Origin of the sequence: Bacillus sp. AP50 (genome assembly GCF_040492675.1) — a bacterium.
In the GTDB taxonomy this organism is placed as follows: domain Bacteria; phylum Bacillota; class Bacilli; order Bacillales; family Bacillaceae_G; genus Bacillus_A; species Bacillus_A cereus.
The window spans coordinates 1-17,247 of record NZ_JBEUTW010000176.1 but is presented as its reverse complement, the minus strand read 5'-3'; the positions used below and the strand labels follow the sequence as shown (position 1 = coordinate 17,247).

The window sequence follows — 17,247 nt, the reverse complement described above, 5'->3', positions numbered from 1 at the left end:
CTATTATTCTTTGCAAGGTACTATAAATTTGTTAATAATGTGAATAGGTGGAAGTATTTTTGTACATTTTTAGAAGAGATATAAAAATGTTATTTTAAGATAAACAAAAGGTTGTAAGCGCATTCTTTAAATCTTGTCAAAATAATATCGAATTCATATTGTTGGAAAAATAATGCATTTGTAATATAATGATAAATGATACTTCACCACATTAATTAACTAGGTGAAATTAAAAATCTTTATTACACAAATTATGAAACAAAGGAATGATTAGTTTGAGTACAGGTGTAAAAGTAAACGACGTGAAGACAAAAACAAAAGGAGCAGATCTTGTTGTTGATTGTTTAATTAAACAAGGTGTTACACATGTTTTCGGTATTCCAGGAGCAAAGATTGACTCTGTATTTGATGTATTGCAAGAAAGAGGACCAGAGTTAATCGTTTGTCGTCATGAACAAAATGCAGCATTTATGGCAGCTGCTATTGGTAGATTAACAGGGAAACCGGGCGTATGTCTTGTAACTTCAGGACCAGGGACATCAAATTTAGCGACAGGTCTTGTTACTGCGAATGCGGAGAGTGATCCCGTTGTTGCTTTAGCTGGTGCAGTACCGCGTACGGATCGATTAAAACGTACGCATCAATCTATGGATAATGCTGCACTATTCGAACCAATCACAAAATATAGCGTAGAAGTAGAGCATCCTGATAATGTGCCAGAAGCACTTAGTAATGCATTTCGAAGTGCGACTTCCACAAATCCGGGAGCTACTTTAGTAAGTCTTCCGCAAGACGTTATGACTGCGGAAACAACTGTAGAGTCTATCGGTGCGCTTTCTAAGCCACAGCTTGGAATCGCTCCCACAAATGATATTACATATGTAGTAGAAAAAATAAAATCAGCGAAATTACCAGTTATTTTACTCGGTATGAGAGCGAGCACAAATGAAGTGACGAAAGCTGTTCGTAAATTAATTGCGGATACAGAACTTCCTGTCGTTGAAACATATCAAGCAGCTGGTGCGATTTCACGTGAGTTAGAAGATCATTTCTTCGGCCGCGTTGGATTATTCCGTAACCAACCAGGTGATATTTTACTAGAAGAAGCAGACCTTGTTATTTCTATCGGTTATGATCCAATCGAGTATGATCCAAAGTTCTGGAATAAACTTGGCGACAGAACGATTATTCATCTTGACGACCATCAAGCAGATATCGACCATGATTACCAACCAGAGCGTGAATTAATTGGTGATATTGCCTTAACGGTAAATAGCATCGCGGAGAAATTACCGAAACTTGTATTAAGTACGAAATCAGAAGCGGTATTAGAACGATTACGCGCAAAATTATCAGAACAAGCAGAAGTTCCAAATCGTCCTGCAGAAGGTGTTACGCATCCACTTCAAGTGATTCGTACACTTCGTTCTTTAATTAGTGACGATACAACTGTTACATGTGACATCGGTTCCCATTCTATTTGGATGGCGAGATGTTTCCGTTCTTATGAACCACGTAGATTATTATTTAGTAACGGCATGCAAACGTTAGGTGTTGCACTTCCTTGGGCAATCGCAGCTACTTTAGTAGAACCAGGTAAAAAAGTAGTTTCCGTATCAGGTGACGGTGGTTTCTTATTCTCAGCGATGGAGTTAGAAACGGCGGTACGTTTAAATTCTCCAATCGTCCATCTTGTTTGGAGAGACGGCACATATGATATGGTTGCATTCCAACAAATGATGAAATACGGCAGAACATCAGCTACAGAGTTTGGCGATGTTGATCTTGTGAAATATGCGGAAAGTTTCGGGGCGTTAGGTCTTCGTGTTAACACGCCTGATGAATTAGAAGGTGTATTAAAAGAAGCATTAGCAGCAGACGGCCCTGTCATTATTGATATTCCAATCGATTATCGTGACAACATTAAATTAAGCGAAAAATTATTACCAAACCAATTAAACTAATGGAGGCAGATTTGAGATGACTGTTGCGCAATTAATTGATATTGATGCAAAAAAAACGAAAATGAGTAATGAAATATATCAAACATCTACAATGCTTGCGCTATTAGATGGTATATATGACGGTGTGATTAGCTTTGAAGATTTGAAAAAACATGGTGATTTCGGCATCGGCACATTTGATCAATTAGACGGTGAAATGATTGCATTTGATAATGGATTTTATCATTTACGTTCAGACGGTTCAGCGGAAAAAGTAGAGCCAGAAGAAATAACGCCATTTGCAACTGTAACGTTTTTTGAAAAAGAAATGAGTTATACGGTAGAGCGTCCGATGAATCGTGAAGAAGTTGAAGCGTTATTACATGAATTAATGCCAAGTAAAAACTTATTTTACGCTATTCGAATGGACGGTACGTTCCGTGAAGTAAGAACGAGAACTGTTCCAAGACAAGAAAAACCGTATACACCACTCGTTGAAGTGACGAAATCGCAACCAATCTTTTCGTTTGAAAATACAGAAGGTACGCTTGCTGGATTTTGGACACCAGATTACGCACAAGGTATTGGGGTAGCTGGATTCCACTTACATTACATTGATGATGAAAGAAGCGGAGGCGGACATGTTTTCGACTATGTTGTAGAAAACTGCACGATCCAAATTTGTCAAAAAGCTCATATGCATTTAGCACTTCCAGAAACAGCAGATTTTATGGCGGCTGAATTATCAAGAGAAAACTTAGAGGATAATATTGCAACTGCGGAAGGTGCAGAGTAAGAGGGAAAGACTGTTCCATTTTGGAACAGTCTTCTTTTATTCGTAATGTTATTATTTGTCGATAAATCGATATTTCTTGTCGAACCGTTGATATCGCTTATTTCTTTGAAACAAACGGATGTCCCTCATAATAAAAACGCCACGGATAATGTACAGCTTCTTCTGCATAGTCGATATTAATACGAGGTCCTGCTGTTATTTTATATTGTGATGATATGTGTTCTTCTTTTGGAACTAATTCAATATGTAACGTATCACTTTGTAACGATACGCCGCGTTCTTTTAAAGTGATGCCAAGTGCACGGCATAGTTTGCCAGGACCGTTCGTTAAATTTTTGTACTGCGCTTTTGTAATTTCGGTCTTATTGTAGCGCGCTAGTTTTATTTCTTCTATTCCATCTACTGGCTCAAGAGCTCGAATGAGAACACCTTGCGGGGTGCCCACTGGCGCTGTAATAACGTTAAAGCAATGATACATACCGTAAATTAAATATACGTAAGCATGCCCTGGTGCACCAAACATAACTTCTGTGCGATCTGTTCGTCTGCCTCCGTAACTATGTGCGGCCTTATCATCTGGGCCTTTATATGCTTCTACTTCTACAATGATTCCGCTTCGCTTTATTCCGTCTACAATATGAACAAGTTTTTGCCCGAGTAATTTTTTTGCGACTTCTAACGTATCGCCTTCATAAAAGGAAGGAGGTGCCTGCATTGTACTATCTCCTTTACTAAGTGTATATGTATATAGTAAACCAAATTTTCAGTAGTAATTCTAACTCGTTCTATTTATCGGGTTTATTTCATAAATTATGGATAGAGTACAACAGCGAAGAGGGGGAGTGCGACATGATTTATCGCTTACTAGCTCTTAATATAGATGGGACACTACTATACAACAATGGAAAAATTGCAAAAGGATTAAGAGAAACAATTGAATTTGTAAAAAGAAAAGATGTATACGTTACGTTATTTACGAGTCGTAATTTTCAATCCGCTCATAAAGTAGCAAAGGCGTTAAAATTAGATTCTATATTAGTGACACATGGTGGTGCTTTCGTTTCAGCAACGTTAGATAAGCCGTACGTTCAAAGAAGATTGTCTGAAGAGAAGACTTTTAACATTGTGCAAGTGTTAGAGCACTTTGATTGTAACGTACGTATTTCTCATGAACGGTTTTCGATAGGAAATCGTGAGAGAAATACACCAAACTTAATTGCGCGCACTGTATTATCAAGCGCAGATCCGTTATTTTATCCAGTTCAATTTGTAGATTCGTTAGGTGATGCGCTTCGGGACCATCCGGTAGCGGCGCCAAAAATTGATGTTCTTTTCCAAAGTAAAGGTGAAAAAGAAAGAGGACTGAACACATTAAGAAAAGCATTCCAAGATGTAGAGTATGTTGAATGTGATTCAAAACGAATAGAAATTTTACCGCAAAATGTATCAAAGTTACGTGGATTACAATTGCTTGGAGAGCATTTAAATATTTCGCTAAATGAAATGGTTGCGATTGGAGATAGTATGGAAGATTTAGAGGTTATTGAAAACGTGGGACTTGGGGTAGCGATGGGGAACGCGCCTGTAGAATTAAAGCAAGCAGCAGATTGGATCACACGTTCAAATAGTGAAAACGGTGTAGAGTATATGATTAAAGAGCATTTCCGTAAGCAATTCCCGCTTCCGTTTTTGAAGAATCATAAAAATACACCGAAACGATGAAAGAAAAACGTAGCTTTTTGGCTACGTTTTTTTGTTTATCTTATTAAAAACAGTGAAAGCGTTTTAAAATATGAATTGTGTATGAAATCTATACAATTCACTTGAATCCTTTAGAAAACTAATGTAAAGTGGATGATGTTGCCAAAACAGTTACACCACATGAAATATTCTTCAGATTAATTTTATTGGGCTCCCATACGTAAAAGTATTTCCGCATGACAGTTTAGTTCACGTATTATTTCAAAAATGAATTGTAGCAATCTTATTAAGTAGTTGTAGTGTTTCTTTGTTTTATTTAAATGGATTATTTTAAGTTAATGTGAGTAAGGTTTGGTGCATATGATATGTACTTCTTTTTTGGGTTTTAGGAAGTTTAAAAGGGGGAATGAATTTCTTGAGGAAATCATTTAATCAAAAAATTAAAAAGTTAAGTAGTAGTTTAATAGTTGTATTACTAATATGTATGAATTTTTTAATCCATTTACCATTTAAAGCAGAGGCAGCTACAACAGAATTAAAAGGTTTAGGTGATGTATCTTATTACAACGCCATCATTTTTGGAGATCATAGTGCAACGAGTGCGGATATTGAAGGTGCGATGGCTGTTCAGAAAAATATGAACGCATCAAGTTATACAGTCGTAGCGGCTGCAACTGGAGCAAATAACTTAGCTGGAGCAACTTGGGTAGATGAAGGATATCCATCATTATTACTAGGCGGTCAATTTACGAAAGCGGGAGCAGGACAAGTAATTATTCAAGATGGAACAGTGGCGATGACAAAAGACGGTGACCCAGATGGCGCAATGAAAACATCATATGACCGTATCTCTTATAAAGAGCAAGCGGAGATTGATGCTAAGTTTAAAGAATTTAGAAAAGACGTTGATGGTGTAATCGGGGATGCAAGTAAACTACAGACTGATAAGCCAAAACCTAATATGAGCTTTGGCATCGGTGAAGATGTAAATAACCCTAATATTTATGTCTCTTCAGGCCAAACTGGAAAGAAAACATTTGATGTAAAAGACGTTTTTCTTCCGAATGTAGAGAATAAAGACTTTATTGTTATTTATTCAGATGCAGAAGAAGTGAGTTTTGGTGGCGGTGCAATTTTGTATGATACAAGAAATACTGGGATGGCGACGGATTTAATTAATACATCTCAAGCATACGATCCTAATTCATCTTTTACTGAGTTAGCTAGTAAGGTAATTTGGGTATTTCCTAATGCTACAAAGATAACAACTAAAGGTTATGGTGTAGTAGGTAGTGTGTTTGCACCTAATGCAGTTGTAGAAACAAAAGGTGGTTCTATTAATGGACAAGCCTATGTTGGAGGATTACACCAAAGAGATGGTTTTGAGGTTCATAACTTTAAATTTAACTGGCCAAAGTGGAATAAGCCAGCAACTGAAAAAGGACATTTACAAATTAAAAAAGTTGATGAAAACGATGAAAACATTGTTTTAAAAGACGCAAAATTTGATGTTATAGACAAAGATAATAACGTTGTGGCTACTGTTACAACAAACGAAAAGGGTATTGCGGAAGTTAAAGATTTACCACTTGGTGACTATTTTGTAAAAGAAATAAATGCACCAGAAGGATATATAAAAGTTGATACACCAGTCAAAGTAACAATTGATAATACAAACGTAATTGAACTTGTTATGAAGAATACGAGAAAAGTAGAGAATGGTCAATTTAAATTATTGAAAAAAGATAGTGAATCTGGTCAACTTCTACCAGGTGCAAAATTTGATGTTATCGATAAAGATGGGAAAGTTGTGGAAACAATTGTTACAGATGATAAAGGTGAAGCCTTATCGAAACAACTTCCAGTTGGAAGCTATACATTAAAAGAAGTAGAAGCACCGAAAGGATATGAATTATCATCTAGTTCAGTTTCTGTTGATGTAGAGGCTAATAAAGTAGTGACTGTAGATGTGGTGAATAAAAAGATCTCCGAAAAAGTAACGGGTCAATTTGAAATCGTGAAAGTAGATGCGGAAGATAAAACGAAAGTATTATCAGATGCAGAATTCGAAGTGTATAAAGATGGTAAAAAAGTAGATACGTTACGAACAGATAAAACTGGTAAAGTAGTTTCACAGAAATTAGAACCAGGAAAGTATACATTAAAAGAAACGAAAGCACCACAAGGATATAAATTGTTAAAAGAAGAAATTGAAGTCGTTGTGGAAGCAAACAAGTTAGTAGAAGTACAAATAGAAAATGCGAAAGAACTAGGAAGCTTACAAGTAATCAAAAAGGATGCAGAGAGTGGAACAGTTCTAGCAGGTGCAGAATTTAAATTAAAGAACGAAGCTGGTCAAGTAGTTGGAGAAGCGAAAACAACGAATAAAGAAGGTGTTGTGAAATTCGAAAACTTAGTGCCAGGAAAGTACACGTTAGAGGAAACAAAAGCGCCAGAAGGTTATAAGGCGTTAGAAGTAACAGTAGAAGTAAACGTTGTAGCGAACGAAGTAGTAAAACAAGAAGTTACGAATGAAAAAGTAACAGGTCAATTTGAAATCGTGAAAGTAGATGCGAATGATAAAACGAAATTGTTATCAGGTGCAGAATTCGAAGTGTATAAAGATGGTAAAAAGGTAGCAGAACTAAAAACAGATGAGAGTGGAAAAGTGATGTCACCGAAATTACCGCTAGGTGAATACACAGTGAAAGAAACGAAAGCACCAACGGGCTACAAGCTTTCAAATAAAGAATGGAAAGTAACAATTCAAAACGAGAAAGAAGTAGTAAAAGTAGAGGCAGAAAACGAAAAAATCTTAGGTTCTCTACAAATTATTAAAATGGATGATAAAGATCAAACGAAACGCTTAGCAGGCGCACAATTTACATTGAAAGATGCGAAAGGAAATGTTGTAAAAGAAGGAATTACAACAGATAAGTCTGGAACGGTTAAAGTAGACGGACTTGTGCCAGGTGAATATACGTTAGAAGAAACAAAAGCACCAGAAGGTTATGAGTTAACAAAACAAATAATTCATGTAACAGTTGACGGTGAAAAAGTTGTTGATGTAAAAGTAACGAACAGTAAGAGCCTTGGTCAATTCGAAATTGTAAAAGTAGATGCGGAAGATAAAACGAAAGTATTATCAGATGCAGAATTCGAAGTGTATAAAGATGGTAAAAAAGTAGATACGTTACGAACAGATAAAACTGGTAAAGTAGTTTCACAGAAATTAGAGCCAGGAAAGTACACATTAAAAGAAACGAAAGCACCACAAGGATATAAGTTGTTAAAAGAAGAAATTGAAGTCGTTGTGGAAGCAAACAAAGTAGTAGAAGTACAAGTAGAAAACGCAAAAGAACTAGGAAGCTTACAAGTAATCAAAAAGGATTCGGAGAGTGGAAAAGTTCTAGCAGGTGCAGAATTTAAATTAAAGAACGAAGCTGGTCAAGTAGTTGGAGAAGCGAAAACAACGAATAAAGACGGTGTTGTGAAATTCGAAAACTTAGTGCCAGGAAAGTACACGTTAGAGGAAACGAAAGCGCCGGAAGGTTATAAAGCGTTAGAAGTAACAGTAGAAGTAAATGTTGTAGCAAATGAAGTAGTAAAACAAGAAGTTATGAATGAAAAAGTGAAAGAAGAAATTACAGGTCAATTAGAAATTACAAAGGTAGACGCTAATAATACAAATAAAATATTAGCAGGCGCAGTGTTTGAAATTTGGAAAGACGGAACAAAAATCGACACATTAACAACAAACAAGAGCGGTAAAGCGACTTCTAAGAAGTTAGAACCAGGAGATTACACTTTAAAAGAAATCCAAGCGCCAGAAGGATATACTTTATCCGATAAGGAAATGAAATTTACGATTTCTAATGAAAAAATTGAAGTTGTAAAGCTTCAAATTACAAATGAAAAAGATACAGAAAAAGGTCCGGAAAAACCAGGTGAAGGAACAGAAAAGCCAGGTGAAGGAACAGAGAAGCCGGGTGAAGGAACAGAGAAGCCAGGTGAGGAAGTAGAAAAACCTAATTTACCAGAAAAAGGACAAGGTTCTTCTAATAATCAACAACTTCCAGCTACAGGACACAATACGAATTACGTTCCATTCATCGGTTTTATGCTTCTGCTACTAGGAATACGTTTAAGATTCATGGCTAAAAATGGTTAAAAGATGTATAAAAGGCATCAGAGATATATAGTCTCTGATGCCTTTTAAGTGAATACAGATAAAATGAAAATATCTATATGGAATGATAAATATGTTAAGCTTCAATTACGCTAAGCATTCTGTTTATAAATGCAGCTGCGTGTGCACGTTGTGATGGTCCTTTTGGTACGAATTGATTAAATTCATTACCTTTTACAATTCCATATCCATACACTCTTTGTACTTCTTCTTTAGCGTAAATTAAGTTTTGGTCTACGAATGGTAGTTCAACTTGTTTTGCAAAAATACCAGCGTGTTTTAGAGAACGATCGATCATAATAACAGCTTCTTCGCGTGTAATTGTAGTATTTGGATCAAATGTATTATCACCACGTCCGCGGATTATACCTGCGCTTGCTGCACGATTAATACCGTCTCTTAACGATGGGTGTACTTGTTCTAAGTCTGTGAAATTAGCATTTCCACTTGGTAATTGTAAAGCACGAGTAATTAGTGTAGCAAATTCAGCACGCGTTACAAGACGTTCTGGGAAGTACTTGCCGTTCCCTTCTCCTTGCATAATGCCTCTAGCTGCTAATTGACGAATGTCTTGTTCATACCATCCACCTGTAATGTCATCAGTTACGGGATTTTTTTGATTTTCCTTATAGTATGTTTCAGTTCCTTTTAAGAAAGCATCCCATTGTCCGCGTTGAATCATAAACGCAGGGCAGTTTTTTCCTGACCAAAATTGGTGTTTTTGGACCTTATCTAGAGAAATATTTAAGTCGTTCATTAAATAAGCTGCCAATTTACGGGCATTTTCTACCGCTTTTTCATAGTTTCCATCTTGATTAACGGCAATTTCAATTCCGATAGATTCATAGTTTCCAGTTTTATTTCCAGCATGCCATCCAACTTCATTTACTGGAAGATGTTGGTAAATTTCTTTATCATCTACTGTGAAATGCCAAGATGCGGCGCGATCAGCTGTTCCGCGTGCTTGATTATCTAAGAATTTTGCATGATTTAGAGCATTGGCACCCTTCGCTGTATTAGCTGTTTCGTGAATCGTAATATATTTAGGTACCATCGGGTAGCCAGGGCGAATATCGTCATTTCCTTGTGGGACAATCATTTCTTTAAATGTAACGCCATAAATATTGTTTGTTTGTAGAGCTTCTGGCGATCTCAATAAACTATTTTTAGCAGTACGACTGTTTTTTAATAATGAAGCTTTTGTACCTTCAAATGTAGCAGAAGGTGCATAAATCCATTTTGTTGTTTCATTTATTTGGACTTTAAACCAATTTCCAGCTTGTTCAGTAGGAGTTATGACTTGTGGCTGTAGTTTCCCTTCTTCTTTAAATGATTGGAACGGAAGGGCATGTATGGAAGCTTCTTCTTTTACGATTAATTTTTGATTAGATAGTTTATGAATCTCTTGAACTTCTAAGCTATTATCATTGTTATCTATCCATCCAGCGCCAGTTGGCGTCGTTATGTAATAAGCATTTCCTTTTTTCTTTGTCGCCGTTACGACTTGTTCTGTAATCTCGATATTCGATTTGTTTTTTAAATCATTCGCGGTATATAATGAATGTTTTTTTGAAGTGTATAGTAGGAATTGGCTAGTAACCTCGATATCTTCTTCATGAGTACTATGCTCATTAACATGCTCTTTAATACTTTTAAAAACTTGATCTTCCGTATATACTTCAGCGGATTTTTCAGCACTCTCTGCAAATGAATAAGTAGGTGCAAGAACAGTTTGTAATGCAAGAGAGAGAGTTAAAACACTATAAAATTTCTTTTTCATATTTTTTTTAACACATTAGATTATGGAATCTAGTGTTAACATTCCTCCTTTTTATATTGTATTTTCACTATGTATCGATTTTAGTACTAATAAATTTTAACAAGAGAAAATGATGATGTCTATATACATGAGCGATATTCATAAAAAGAATTATTTGAAAAAATGTAAGAGAAACAGGTAAAACCTTCTGTATTGACCTGTAAACGCCCTTCAAGTAAACTAAAGAGAGTTTGCAAATGAAAAGGTGATAATGTTGTTAATTTCAATTAAAACGTTACAAGATGATCGTTTTTTACGTCCGCTACAAAATATTGGCGGCTTATTTTTTGAAGATAGTACGATTGGATTTGAACAAGAGGAAGCAAATCTTATCGTTGATATACACATTGAGGATAATGTGAAAGCATCCGCTCGATTAACGGATGTTAGCACAGGAAATGTGTATGAAGAAACATTCTCGAAAGATTTATCTGCTTTCACAGATGAAAAAGAGCGTATGAAGCAAGTGAAGCACGTTGTTTCTTATGTATATCTTTCTGTTCTTCAGCAGTTAACTGGTATTGAACAAAGCTGGGGTATTTTAACGGGAGTACGTCCGACGAAACTTCTTCATAAAATGCTTCAAAATGGTATGTCAAAAGAAGAAGCGCATCAAGAGCTTCGTGAAAGTTATTTAATTCATGAAGAGAAAATTGAACTTCTTCAGCGCATTGTTGATTGCCAATTAGCAGTTGTTCCGGATTTATACCGTTTGAAAGAAGAAGTAAGTATTTATATCGGTATTCCGTTCTGCCCAACGAAATGTGCATATTGTACATTCCCGGCTTATGCGATTAATGGACGCCAAGGCTCTGTTGATTCGTTCTTGGGTGGTTTACATTATGAAGTTCGTGAAATTGGTAAGTTTTTAAAAGAAAAAGGTGTAAAAGTTACGACGATTTATTACGGCGGCGGTACACCTACAAGTATTACAGCAGAAGAGATGGATATGCTGTATGAAGAAATGTATGAAGCGTTCCCAGATGTGAAAAATGTGCGTGAAGTAACAGTTGAGGCAGGTCGCCCAGATACGATCACGCCAGCAAAGCTAGAAGTTTTAAATAAATGGAATATTGACCGTATTAGTATTAATCCGCAGTCATACCATCAAGAGACACTAAAAGCAATTGGACGTCATCATACTGTAGAAGAAACAATTGAGAAATACCATTTAGCTCGTGAAATGGGAATGAACAATATTAATATGGACTTAATTATTGGTCTTCCTGGTGAAGGGTTAGATATCTTCAAACATACGTTAGATGAAACAGAAAAGTTAATGCCAGAATCATTAACAGTTCATACGTTATCATTCAAACGTGCTTCTGAAATGACGCAAAACAAACGTAAATATAAAGTAGCAGGTCGCGAAGAAATTACAGCGATGATGCACGAAGCAGAAGAGTGGACGCAAAAGCATAATTACGTACCATATTACCTATATCGTCAAAAGAATATTTTAGGTAACTTAGAGAACGTTGGTTATGCAATGCCGACGCAAGAAAGTATTTACAACATTGTCATTATGGAAGAAGTACAATCAATTATCGGACTTGGCTGTGGTGCATCAAGTAAATTTGTTCATCCGAAGACGGGAGCAATTACGCACTTCGCAAATCCGAAAGATCCAAAATCATATAACGATGGCTTTGTGAAATATACAGAAGATAAACTGAAAATTTTAGAAGAGCTATTTGCATAAGAAGAAAGAGGTTGTTCCGAGTCGGAACAACCTCTTTTTTATCCTGCAGTAACGGGCGGTCCGATTATATCTTGTCAGTTTTTGTCGGTAAGTCGATATATTCGAAAAATCGCTGATATAATTCGAGTTGCGCTGATATATTTTGAAAATCGCTGATATATTTCAAGTTACGGTCGATATACCTGGAAAATCGCTGATATAATTTCATTTACCGTCTAGTGGTACCGTATGTAAAACTATGTCGATAATAATCAGAAAAATTAGTCAAATCATTAAAGGACAATGTCTACTTATGGACGAAATGATAGATTTATGAAAGAGAAAAGGGGGAAATTGTTGGCATGTACATGACGATAGGGAGAATTTTTGATTTATCAGTTGGTAAGTATCCGAATAAAGAGGCGTTAGTGGAACCTGAAAAGAATATTCGCTGGACGTATAAACAGTGGGATGAACAAATAAATAAAACAGCGCACGCTCTATTAGAAGACGGAGTAAGAAAGGGAGATACGGTATCTGTTTACTTATATAATTGCCGTGAATTTGTAAACGTTTACTTAGCCTGTGCGAAAATCGGAGCGATCTTTAACCCGATTAATTTCCGCTTAAAGGCGAAAGAAGTATCTTATATTCTTCAGGACGCATCCTCGAAAGTCGTTGTCTTTGAAAAAGCAGTTGAGTCAACTGTTGCTATAATTGAAAGAGACTTTCCAAATACATCTTTTTGGTCTATAGAAAACGATAAACCTTCCTATGCAAGCTCCTACCATGAAAAAGTGAATGCAGCATCTTCTGAGAAAGTAAATATCGAAATTGATGAAATGGATTATTGTTCAATGCTTTATACGAGCGGTACGACAGGTCATCCGAAAGGCGTATTACATCGTCATCGCGAAATGACTGAGCATAGTATGATTTGTACGTATTTCCTTAAATATAATAGAGATAGTGTAGGGCTTGTTGTGGCGCCTTTATATCACTGTGGTGAATTAAATGCCGGAATCATACCACGCATTCAAGTTGGTGGAAAGAATGTTATTTTGCATCATTTTGATACAGAAACAGTATTACATACGATTCAAGAAGAAAAGATTACGACGTTCTTTGCAGCGCCGACGATGTGGAATATGTTGTTGCAAAAAGATTTAGCTCAGTATGATTTAACTTCGATGAAGATTGGTATATACGGCGGAGCAGCAATGGCACCGGCGTTAGTAAAAGAATGTAAAGAACGTCTTTATATTGATCTTGTTCAAATATACGGAATGACAGAAATGGGGCCAGTTGTTGCGTTTCTCGTAGAGGAGGATCAAATTACGAAAGCTGGTTCAGCAGGCACGCCATGCTTTAGCCATGAAGTTCGTATTGTGAAACCGAACGAGGATGCACCGGCAGAACCAGAGGATGTATTACCTCCTTATGAAGTGGGAGAAATTATTTTGCGCGGCCCAACTATGATGGCTGGCTATCATAATCGTGAAGAAGCGAATAAAAAATCGATGTATAAAGGATGGTATCATTCTGGTGATCTAGGCTATTTTGATAAAGACGGTTATTTATTCGTTGCTGATCGCGTTGATGATATGGTAATTAGCGGTGGCGTAAATATTTATCCTCGTGAAATTGAAGATTTCCTTCATAGTCATCCTGGTATATTAGATGTGGCGGTACTTGGTGAGCCAGACGAATTATGGGGAGAGCGTGTTGTGGCAGTTATTGTGAAGAAAGATGAAACAATAACAGAAGCTGATTTAGAAACGTATTGCAAAGAAAGTGATGAACTAGCAGATTATAAACGTCCGCGTCATTATTTATTTGTAGATGAACTTCCGCGTAATGCGAGCGGGAAGTTGCAGAAATTTGTGCTGAGGGAGTCATTGAAAGGTGCGAAAAAATAAAAAATGAAGGATGCCCCATATCTATGGGGTATCCTTCATTTTTCGGTATTAAACAGAAGAAACAATATCTTTGTTAATTCTCATTTCTTCTTGGTGAAGGTTAATTAGCGCATTTGAAATAAGGTGGAAACACAAAATGGATGTAATACAAAAAGAAAAGGCACCTTAAGGTGCCTCTCTCCGACTTGAACCATTTCATTTCATACGAATCGGAATCTATCCGTATTACCATTACCCCTTTGTTATGAGTGTAAACACATACTATAAAGCAGAATCGTCTATATACACTAGATTGTTAGTTCACAAAAGACAAGAGATTTGAGATCAATATTGAAGTGACGCCACATCCCCTATAATAATTGATATGTTACGCCTTTTAAAAGAATCTGCTTTATAGAACGTGCCCACAAGTTATATTTTACTACATGTAATATTCATTTAGTGTATTTTTTGATGAATATGTATAATTACATAAACTGTATGAAAAAAAGAGAGTATACTCTGATGTTGTGTAATAAAGATAAAGCCCGCCTACGGAATAGGGGGCTTTTCTTACTTTTTATAAATATTTATTCCAATTATATTATCAGATGAGTCTAAACGAATATAAACGTCAGCTGATAAAAGGTGTGCATTATATATTCTTTGTTTATATGTTGATATCTCGAAGCGTTTTCCATTTAATTCACATTCTAGAATAATCATATCGCCATGTTCTTTCCAATTTATTAATTTAGCAGTTGTATTCATATAAACCTCCTCTGAATCATTTTATGAAAATTAGTAGAGATAGTGTGAGAAAGGAGTTTATATAACAAAAAAAGACACCTTAAGTGTCTTCTTTGATTACTATAAAAGTCGTTGAATGAAATAGGTTTCTATTTTTATTTGCGTGAAAAGCCTTCTTCATCAAGGTATTCCGCAGCTTCTGGATAAGAGTTGAATGTACCGTCTAAGTTTACACCAGCGTACACGTTCCACATGTCATCCTCTGAAATAAGAGTAAGAATATGACCATCTTCGTTCTGCCATTCTTCTTCTTTCGCAGGTTCTACAGGTGCTACTACCTCTTCTTGTGATAGAAGGTCAATTGATTTCTCAATTACTGAACGTAACTCCTCTGCTGAAAACTCACGGATGTTAACCATGCCTTTATCATCTGTTTTATAACCTTTAATACCGCTTGCATATACAAATCCATTTCCATTTGGGTGTAAATGAAATACAACGTTCTTTTTATCTAAACGACTTTCTTCAAAGTGGAAGTTTACACGTTTTAATGATACGTTCTTTCTTTCTAGTTCTGGGAAAGATTCAATAATCGATAATTTTTCTTCAAAAGTTAGCATAGTGCCTCCAAGTATATAGTAAAAGATTTAATTTGTTCATTATAGCATAGTTGCAATTGTTTCCAAAGATAAGGGGAAAACTTTTCGTTGAATACGTTTACGTCACGAGAATGTAAAAAGTGAGCTAACGAATGTATCTTTTTAGGTGTACAATGGAACATGGACTTTATACAAAGGTGGTTTTTTTATGTTTCAAAAAATAGCAAAGGAATGTTTAGCAGGATTTACTGTTGCGATTGTTGCGTTACCACTTGCGATTGCATTTGGTATTGCCGCGACAGGAACGTCTGAGGGAGCGCTTGTTGGATTGTATGGTGCGATTTTTGCAGGTTTATTCGCAGCGTTATTTGGCGGGACACCTGGGCAAGTAACAGGGCCAACTGGACCAATTACCGTTATTGCAACAGGAGTTATTGCGACGCATGGGTTAGAGGCAAGTTTTATTGCCTTTATGATGGCAGGGTTATTTCAAATTTTATTCGGTGTATGTAAGCTCGGTTCTTACGTTCGATATATTCCGTATCCTGTCGTTTCAGGATTTATGAATGGTATTGCATTAATCATTATTTTAGGCGAAATAAAGCACGTACAAAATAGTTTTCTACTTGTTGTGTTAACGATTATTGTAATGATTGTTTCTGGCAAATGGATTAAGGCGATTCCGTCTAGTTTAGTAGCACTAGTCGGTGTGACAGCTTTGCTTCCTTTATTTTCTTCTCTACTCGAAGGACTTACAGTAAAGTTACCGATTATCGGAAATCTTTCACTAAATAAAGTAATTGAAAAGATTGGAACCATTCCAGAAGCGATGCCTACGCTTCATATTCCATCTTTAAGTGGAACAGGAATAGCAGCACTTATTTTACCAGCGCTTAGTATTGCTTTATTAGGATCGATTGACTCGTTGTTAACATCGGTCGTAATGGATAATGTGACAGGTACACGTCATAAAAGTAATAAAGAGCTCGTTGGACAAGGTATCGGTAATATGATGAGCGGATTGTTTGGCGGATTAGCAGGTGCAGGTGCGACTGTAAGGTCTATCGTGAATATAAGAAGTGGCGGTAAAACGGCACTTTCGGCATGTATGCATAGTGTTATCTTATTTATTTTTATTATGGGTCTTGGTTCGGTCGTACAATATATTCCACTTGCCGTATTATCAGGTATTTTAATTTTAACTGGTATTGGAATGTTCGATTGGGGAAGCATGAAAAAGATGCATGTCGCTCCTAAAGGTGATGTCGTTGTTATGCTCGTAACGATGATTGTAACGGTGAAGTTCGATTTAATGATTGCTGTTGCCTTCGGTATTATTCTTTCGTTCATCATATATATGGTGAAATGTAAAGAACGTAAAACTTCTATCGTAAAAGAAAAAGAAGAAACGTACACAATTCAAGGGCCGCTCTCTTTTCTATCAGTAGATCGTATTTTCTCTACTTTACAAGATGTGAAGTCACCGGTTGTTTTACGTATGAAAGATGTGCGTTATATGGATGTATCAGGAGCTATGGCATTATTAAATTTTGTTGAGCAATCAAATAAAGTAGGAGCAAGTGTAAAGCTTGAGCAAGTACATCCGAGTATTGAAAAAACAATCGCAGTAATGGCAAGCGATGAACAGAAAGAGCAATTGAAAATCTTAAGTGTTTAGATAGTAATTAGAATATCTCACAATTTTACATAAATTATAATGTAGAGTTGTGGGATGTTTTTATAATGTTTTTAGTAATATGTATCGCAGTGACAGAGAGGAAGGGCTCTTTTGGCGTAACAGAAACGCTTATAGTGTGTACATATATAATGGAAGGAATTAGAAAAATATTGTGAAGAGGCAGGCTTAAATG

Annotated in this window: 11 protein-coding genes; 7 read left to right on the top strand and 4 right to left on the bottom strand. The window is 36.2% G+C overall.

All coding sequences use genetic code 11. The features are described from left to right. Window positions 1-275: 275 nt before the first annotated feature. Window positions 276-1,964 (top strand): acetolactate synthase AlsS, encoded by a 1,689-nt coding sequence (gene alsS, locus ABWK52_RS15080; RefSeq protein WP_000103546.1) that lies wholly within the window; start codon window positions 276-278, stop codon window positions 1,962-1,964. A 16-nt stretch (window positions 1,965-1,980) separates the two neighbouring features. Next, a complete protein-coding gene (alsD, locus tag ABWK52_RS15075) occupies window positions 1,981-2,739 on the top strand; it encodes an alpha-acetolactate decarboxylase (protein WP_353771973.1) in 759 nt (252 codons plus the stop codon). Window positions 2,740-2,836: 97 nt separating this feature from the next. Here alsD and ABWK52_RS15070 read toward each other — a convergent pair whose 3' ends face one another. After that, a complete protein-coding gene (locus tag ABWK52_RS15070) occupies window positions 2,837-3,454 on the bottom strand; it encodes a DNA-3-methyladenine glycosylase (RefSeq protein WP_001148797.1) in 618 nt (205 codons plus the stop codon). 134 nt (window positions 3,455-3,588) lie between these two features. On the opposite strand from ABWK52_RS15070, the gene ABWK52_RS15065 reads away from it, so the two are divergent. Further along, window positions 3,589-4,461, top strand: a complete 873-nt coding sequence (locus ABWK52_RS15065; RefSeq protein WP_000640419.1) for a Cof-type HAD-IIB family hydrolase — start codon at window positions 3,589-3,591, stop codon at window positions 4,459-4,461. Between the two features lie 394 nt (window positions 4,462-4,855). Then, on the top strand, window positions 4,856-8,611 hold the full coding sequence (locus ABWK52_RS15060) for an MSCRAMM family protein (RefSeq protein WP_353771972.1): 3,756 nt from the start codon (window positions 4,856-4,858) through the stop codon (window positions 8,609-8,611). A 94-nt stretch (window positions 8,612-8,705) separates the two neighbouring features. On the opposite strand, the gene ABWK52_RS15055 is transcribed toward ABWK52_RS15060, so the two are convergent. Beyond that, window positions 8,706-10,409: an S-layer homology domain-containing protein gene (locus ABWK52_RS15055; protein WP_141537375.1), complete on the bottom strand. Its 1,704-nt coding sequence runs from the start codon at window positions 10,407-10,409 to the stop codon at window positions 8,706-8,708. 250 nt (window positions 10,410-10,659) lie between these two features. Here ABWK52_RS15055 and ABWK52_RS15050 point away from each other — a divergent pair, with 250 nt between their 5' ends. Then, complete coding sequence (locus ABWK52_RS15050; protein ID WP_001999181.1) at window positions 10,660-12,150, top strand: coproporphyrinogen III oxidase; 1,491 nt, start codon at window positions 10,660-10,662, stop codon at window positions 12,148-12,150. A gap of 341 nt (window positions 12,151-12,491) precedes the next feature. Continuing rightward, window positions 12,492-14,048, top strand: coding sequence for a fatty acid--CoA ligase (locus ABWK52_RS15045; RefSeq protein ID WP_000281980.1), 1,557 nt, complete (start codon window positions 12,492-12,494; stop codon window positions 14,046-14,048). A 552-nt stretch (window positions 14,049-14,600) separates the two neighbouring features. Here the strand turns inward: ABWK52_RS15045 and ABWK52_RS15040 are convergent. Together ABWK52_RS15040 and ABWK52_RS15035 are read right to left on the bottom strand one after the other, a co-directional pair. Continuing rightward, window positions 14,601-14,798 (bottom strand): hypothetical protein, encoded by a 198-nt coding sequence (locus ABWK52_RS15040; protein WP_001098258.1) that lies wholly within the window; start codon window positions 14,796-14,798, stop codon window positions 14,601-14,603. A 134-nt stretch (window positions 14,799-14,932) separates the two neighbouring features. After that, window positions 14,933-15,397 (bottom strand): hypothetical protein, encoded by a 465-nt coding sequence (locus ABWK52_RS15035; protein WP_000954998.1) that lies wholly within the window; start codon window positions 15,395-15,397, stop codon window positions 14,933-14,935. Window positions 15,398-15,584: 187 nt separating this feature from the next. Between ABWK52_RS15035 and ABWK52_RS15030 the strand changes: the two genes are divergently transcribed. Then, window positions 15,585-17,054 carry a SulP family inorganic anion transporter gene (locus ABWK52_RS15030; RefSeq protein WP_000486654.1) on the top strand — a complete coding sequence of 490 codons (1,470 nt, stop codon included), beginning with the start codon at window positions 15,585-15,587 and terminating at the stop codon, window positions 17,052-17,054. Window positions 17,055-17,247: the final 193 nt, after the last annotated feature.

What these genes read in the sequence shown, in the direction of transcription:
- alsD (WP_353771973.1), top strand. Translation starts at nt 1,981, where the DNA reads ATGACTGTTGCGCAATTAATTGATATTGATGCAAAAAAAACGAAAATG.
- ABWK52_RS15070 (WP_001148797.1), bottom strand. Translation starts at nt 3,454, where the DNA reads ATGCAGGCACCTCCTTCCTTTTATGAAGGCGATACGTTAGAAGTCGCA.
- ABWK52_RS15065 (WP_000640419.1), top strand. Translation starts at nt 3,589, where the DNA reads ATGATTTATCGCTTACTAGCTCTTAATATAGATGGGACACTACTATAC.
- ABWK52_RS15055 (WP_141537375.1), bottom strand. Translation starts at nt 10,409, where the DNA reads ATGAAAAAGAAATTTTATAGTGTTTTAACTCTCTCTCTTGCATTACAA.
- ABWK52_RS15050 (WP_001999181.1), top strand. Translation starts at nt 10,660, where the DNA reads ATGTTGTTAATTTCAATTAAAACGTTACAAGATGATCGTTTTTTACGT.
- ABWK52_RS15045 (WP_000281980.1), top strand. Translation starts at nt 12,492, where the DNA reads ATGTACATGACGATAGGGAGAATTTTTGATTTATCAGTTGGTAAGTAT.
- ABWK52_RS15040 (WP_001098258.1), bottom strand. Translation starts at nt 14,798, where the DNA reads ATGAATACAACTGCTAAATTAATAAATTGGAAAGAACATGGCGATATG.
- ABWK52_RS15035 (WP_000954998.1), bottom strand. Translation starts at nt 15,397, where the DNA reads ATGCTAACTTTTGAAGAAAAATTATCGATTATTGAATCTTTCCCAGAA.
- ABWK52_RS15030 (WP_000486654.1), top strand. Translation starts at nt 15,585, where the DNA reads ATGTTTCAAAAAATAGCAAAGGAATGTTTAGCAGGATTTACTGTTGCG.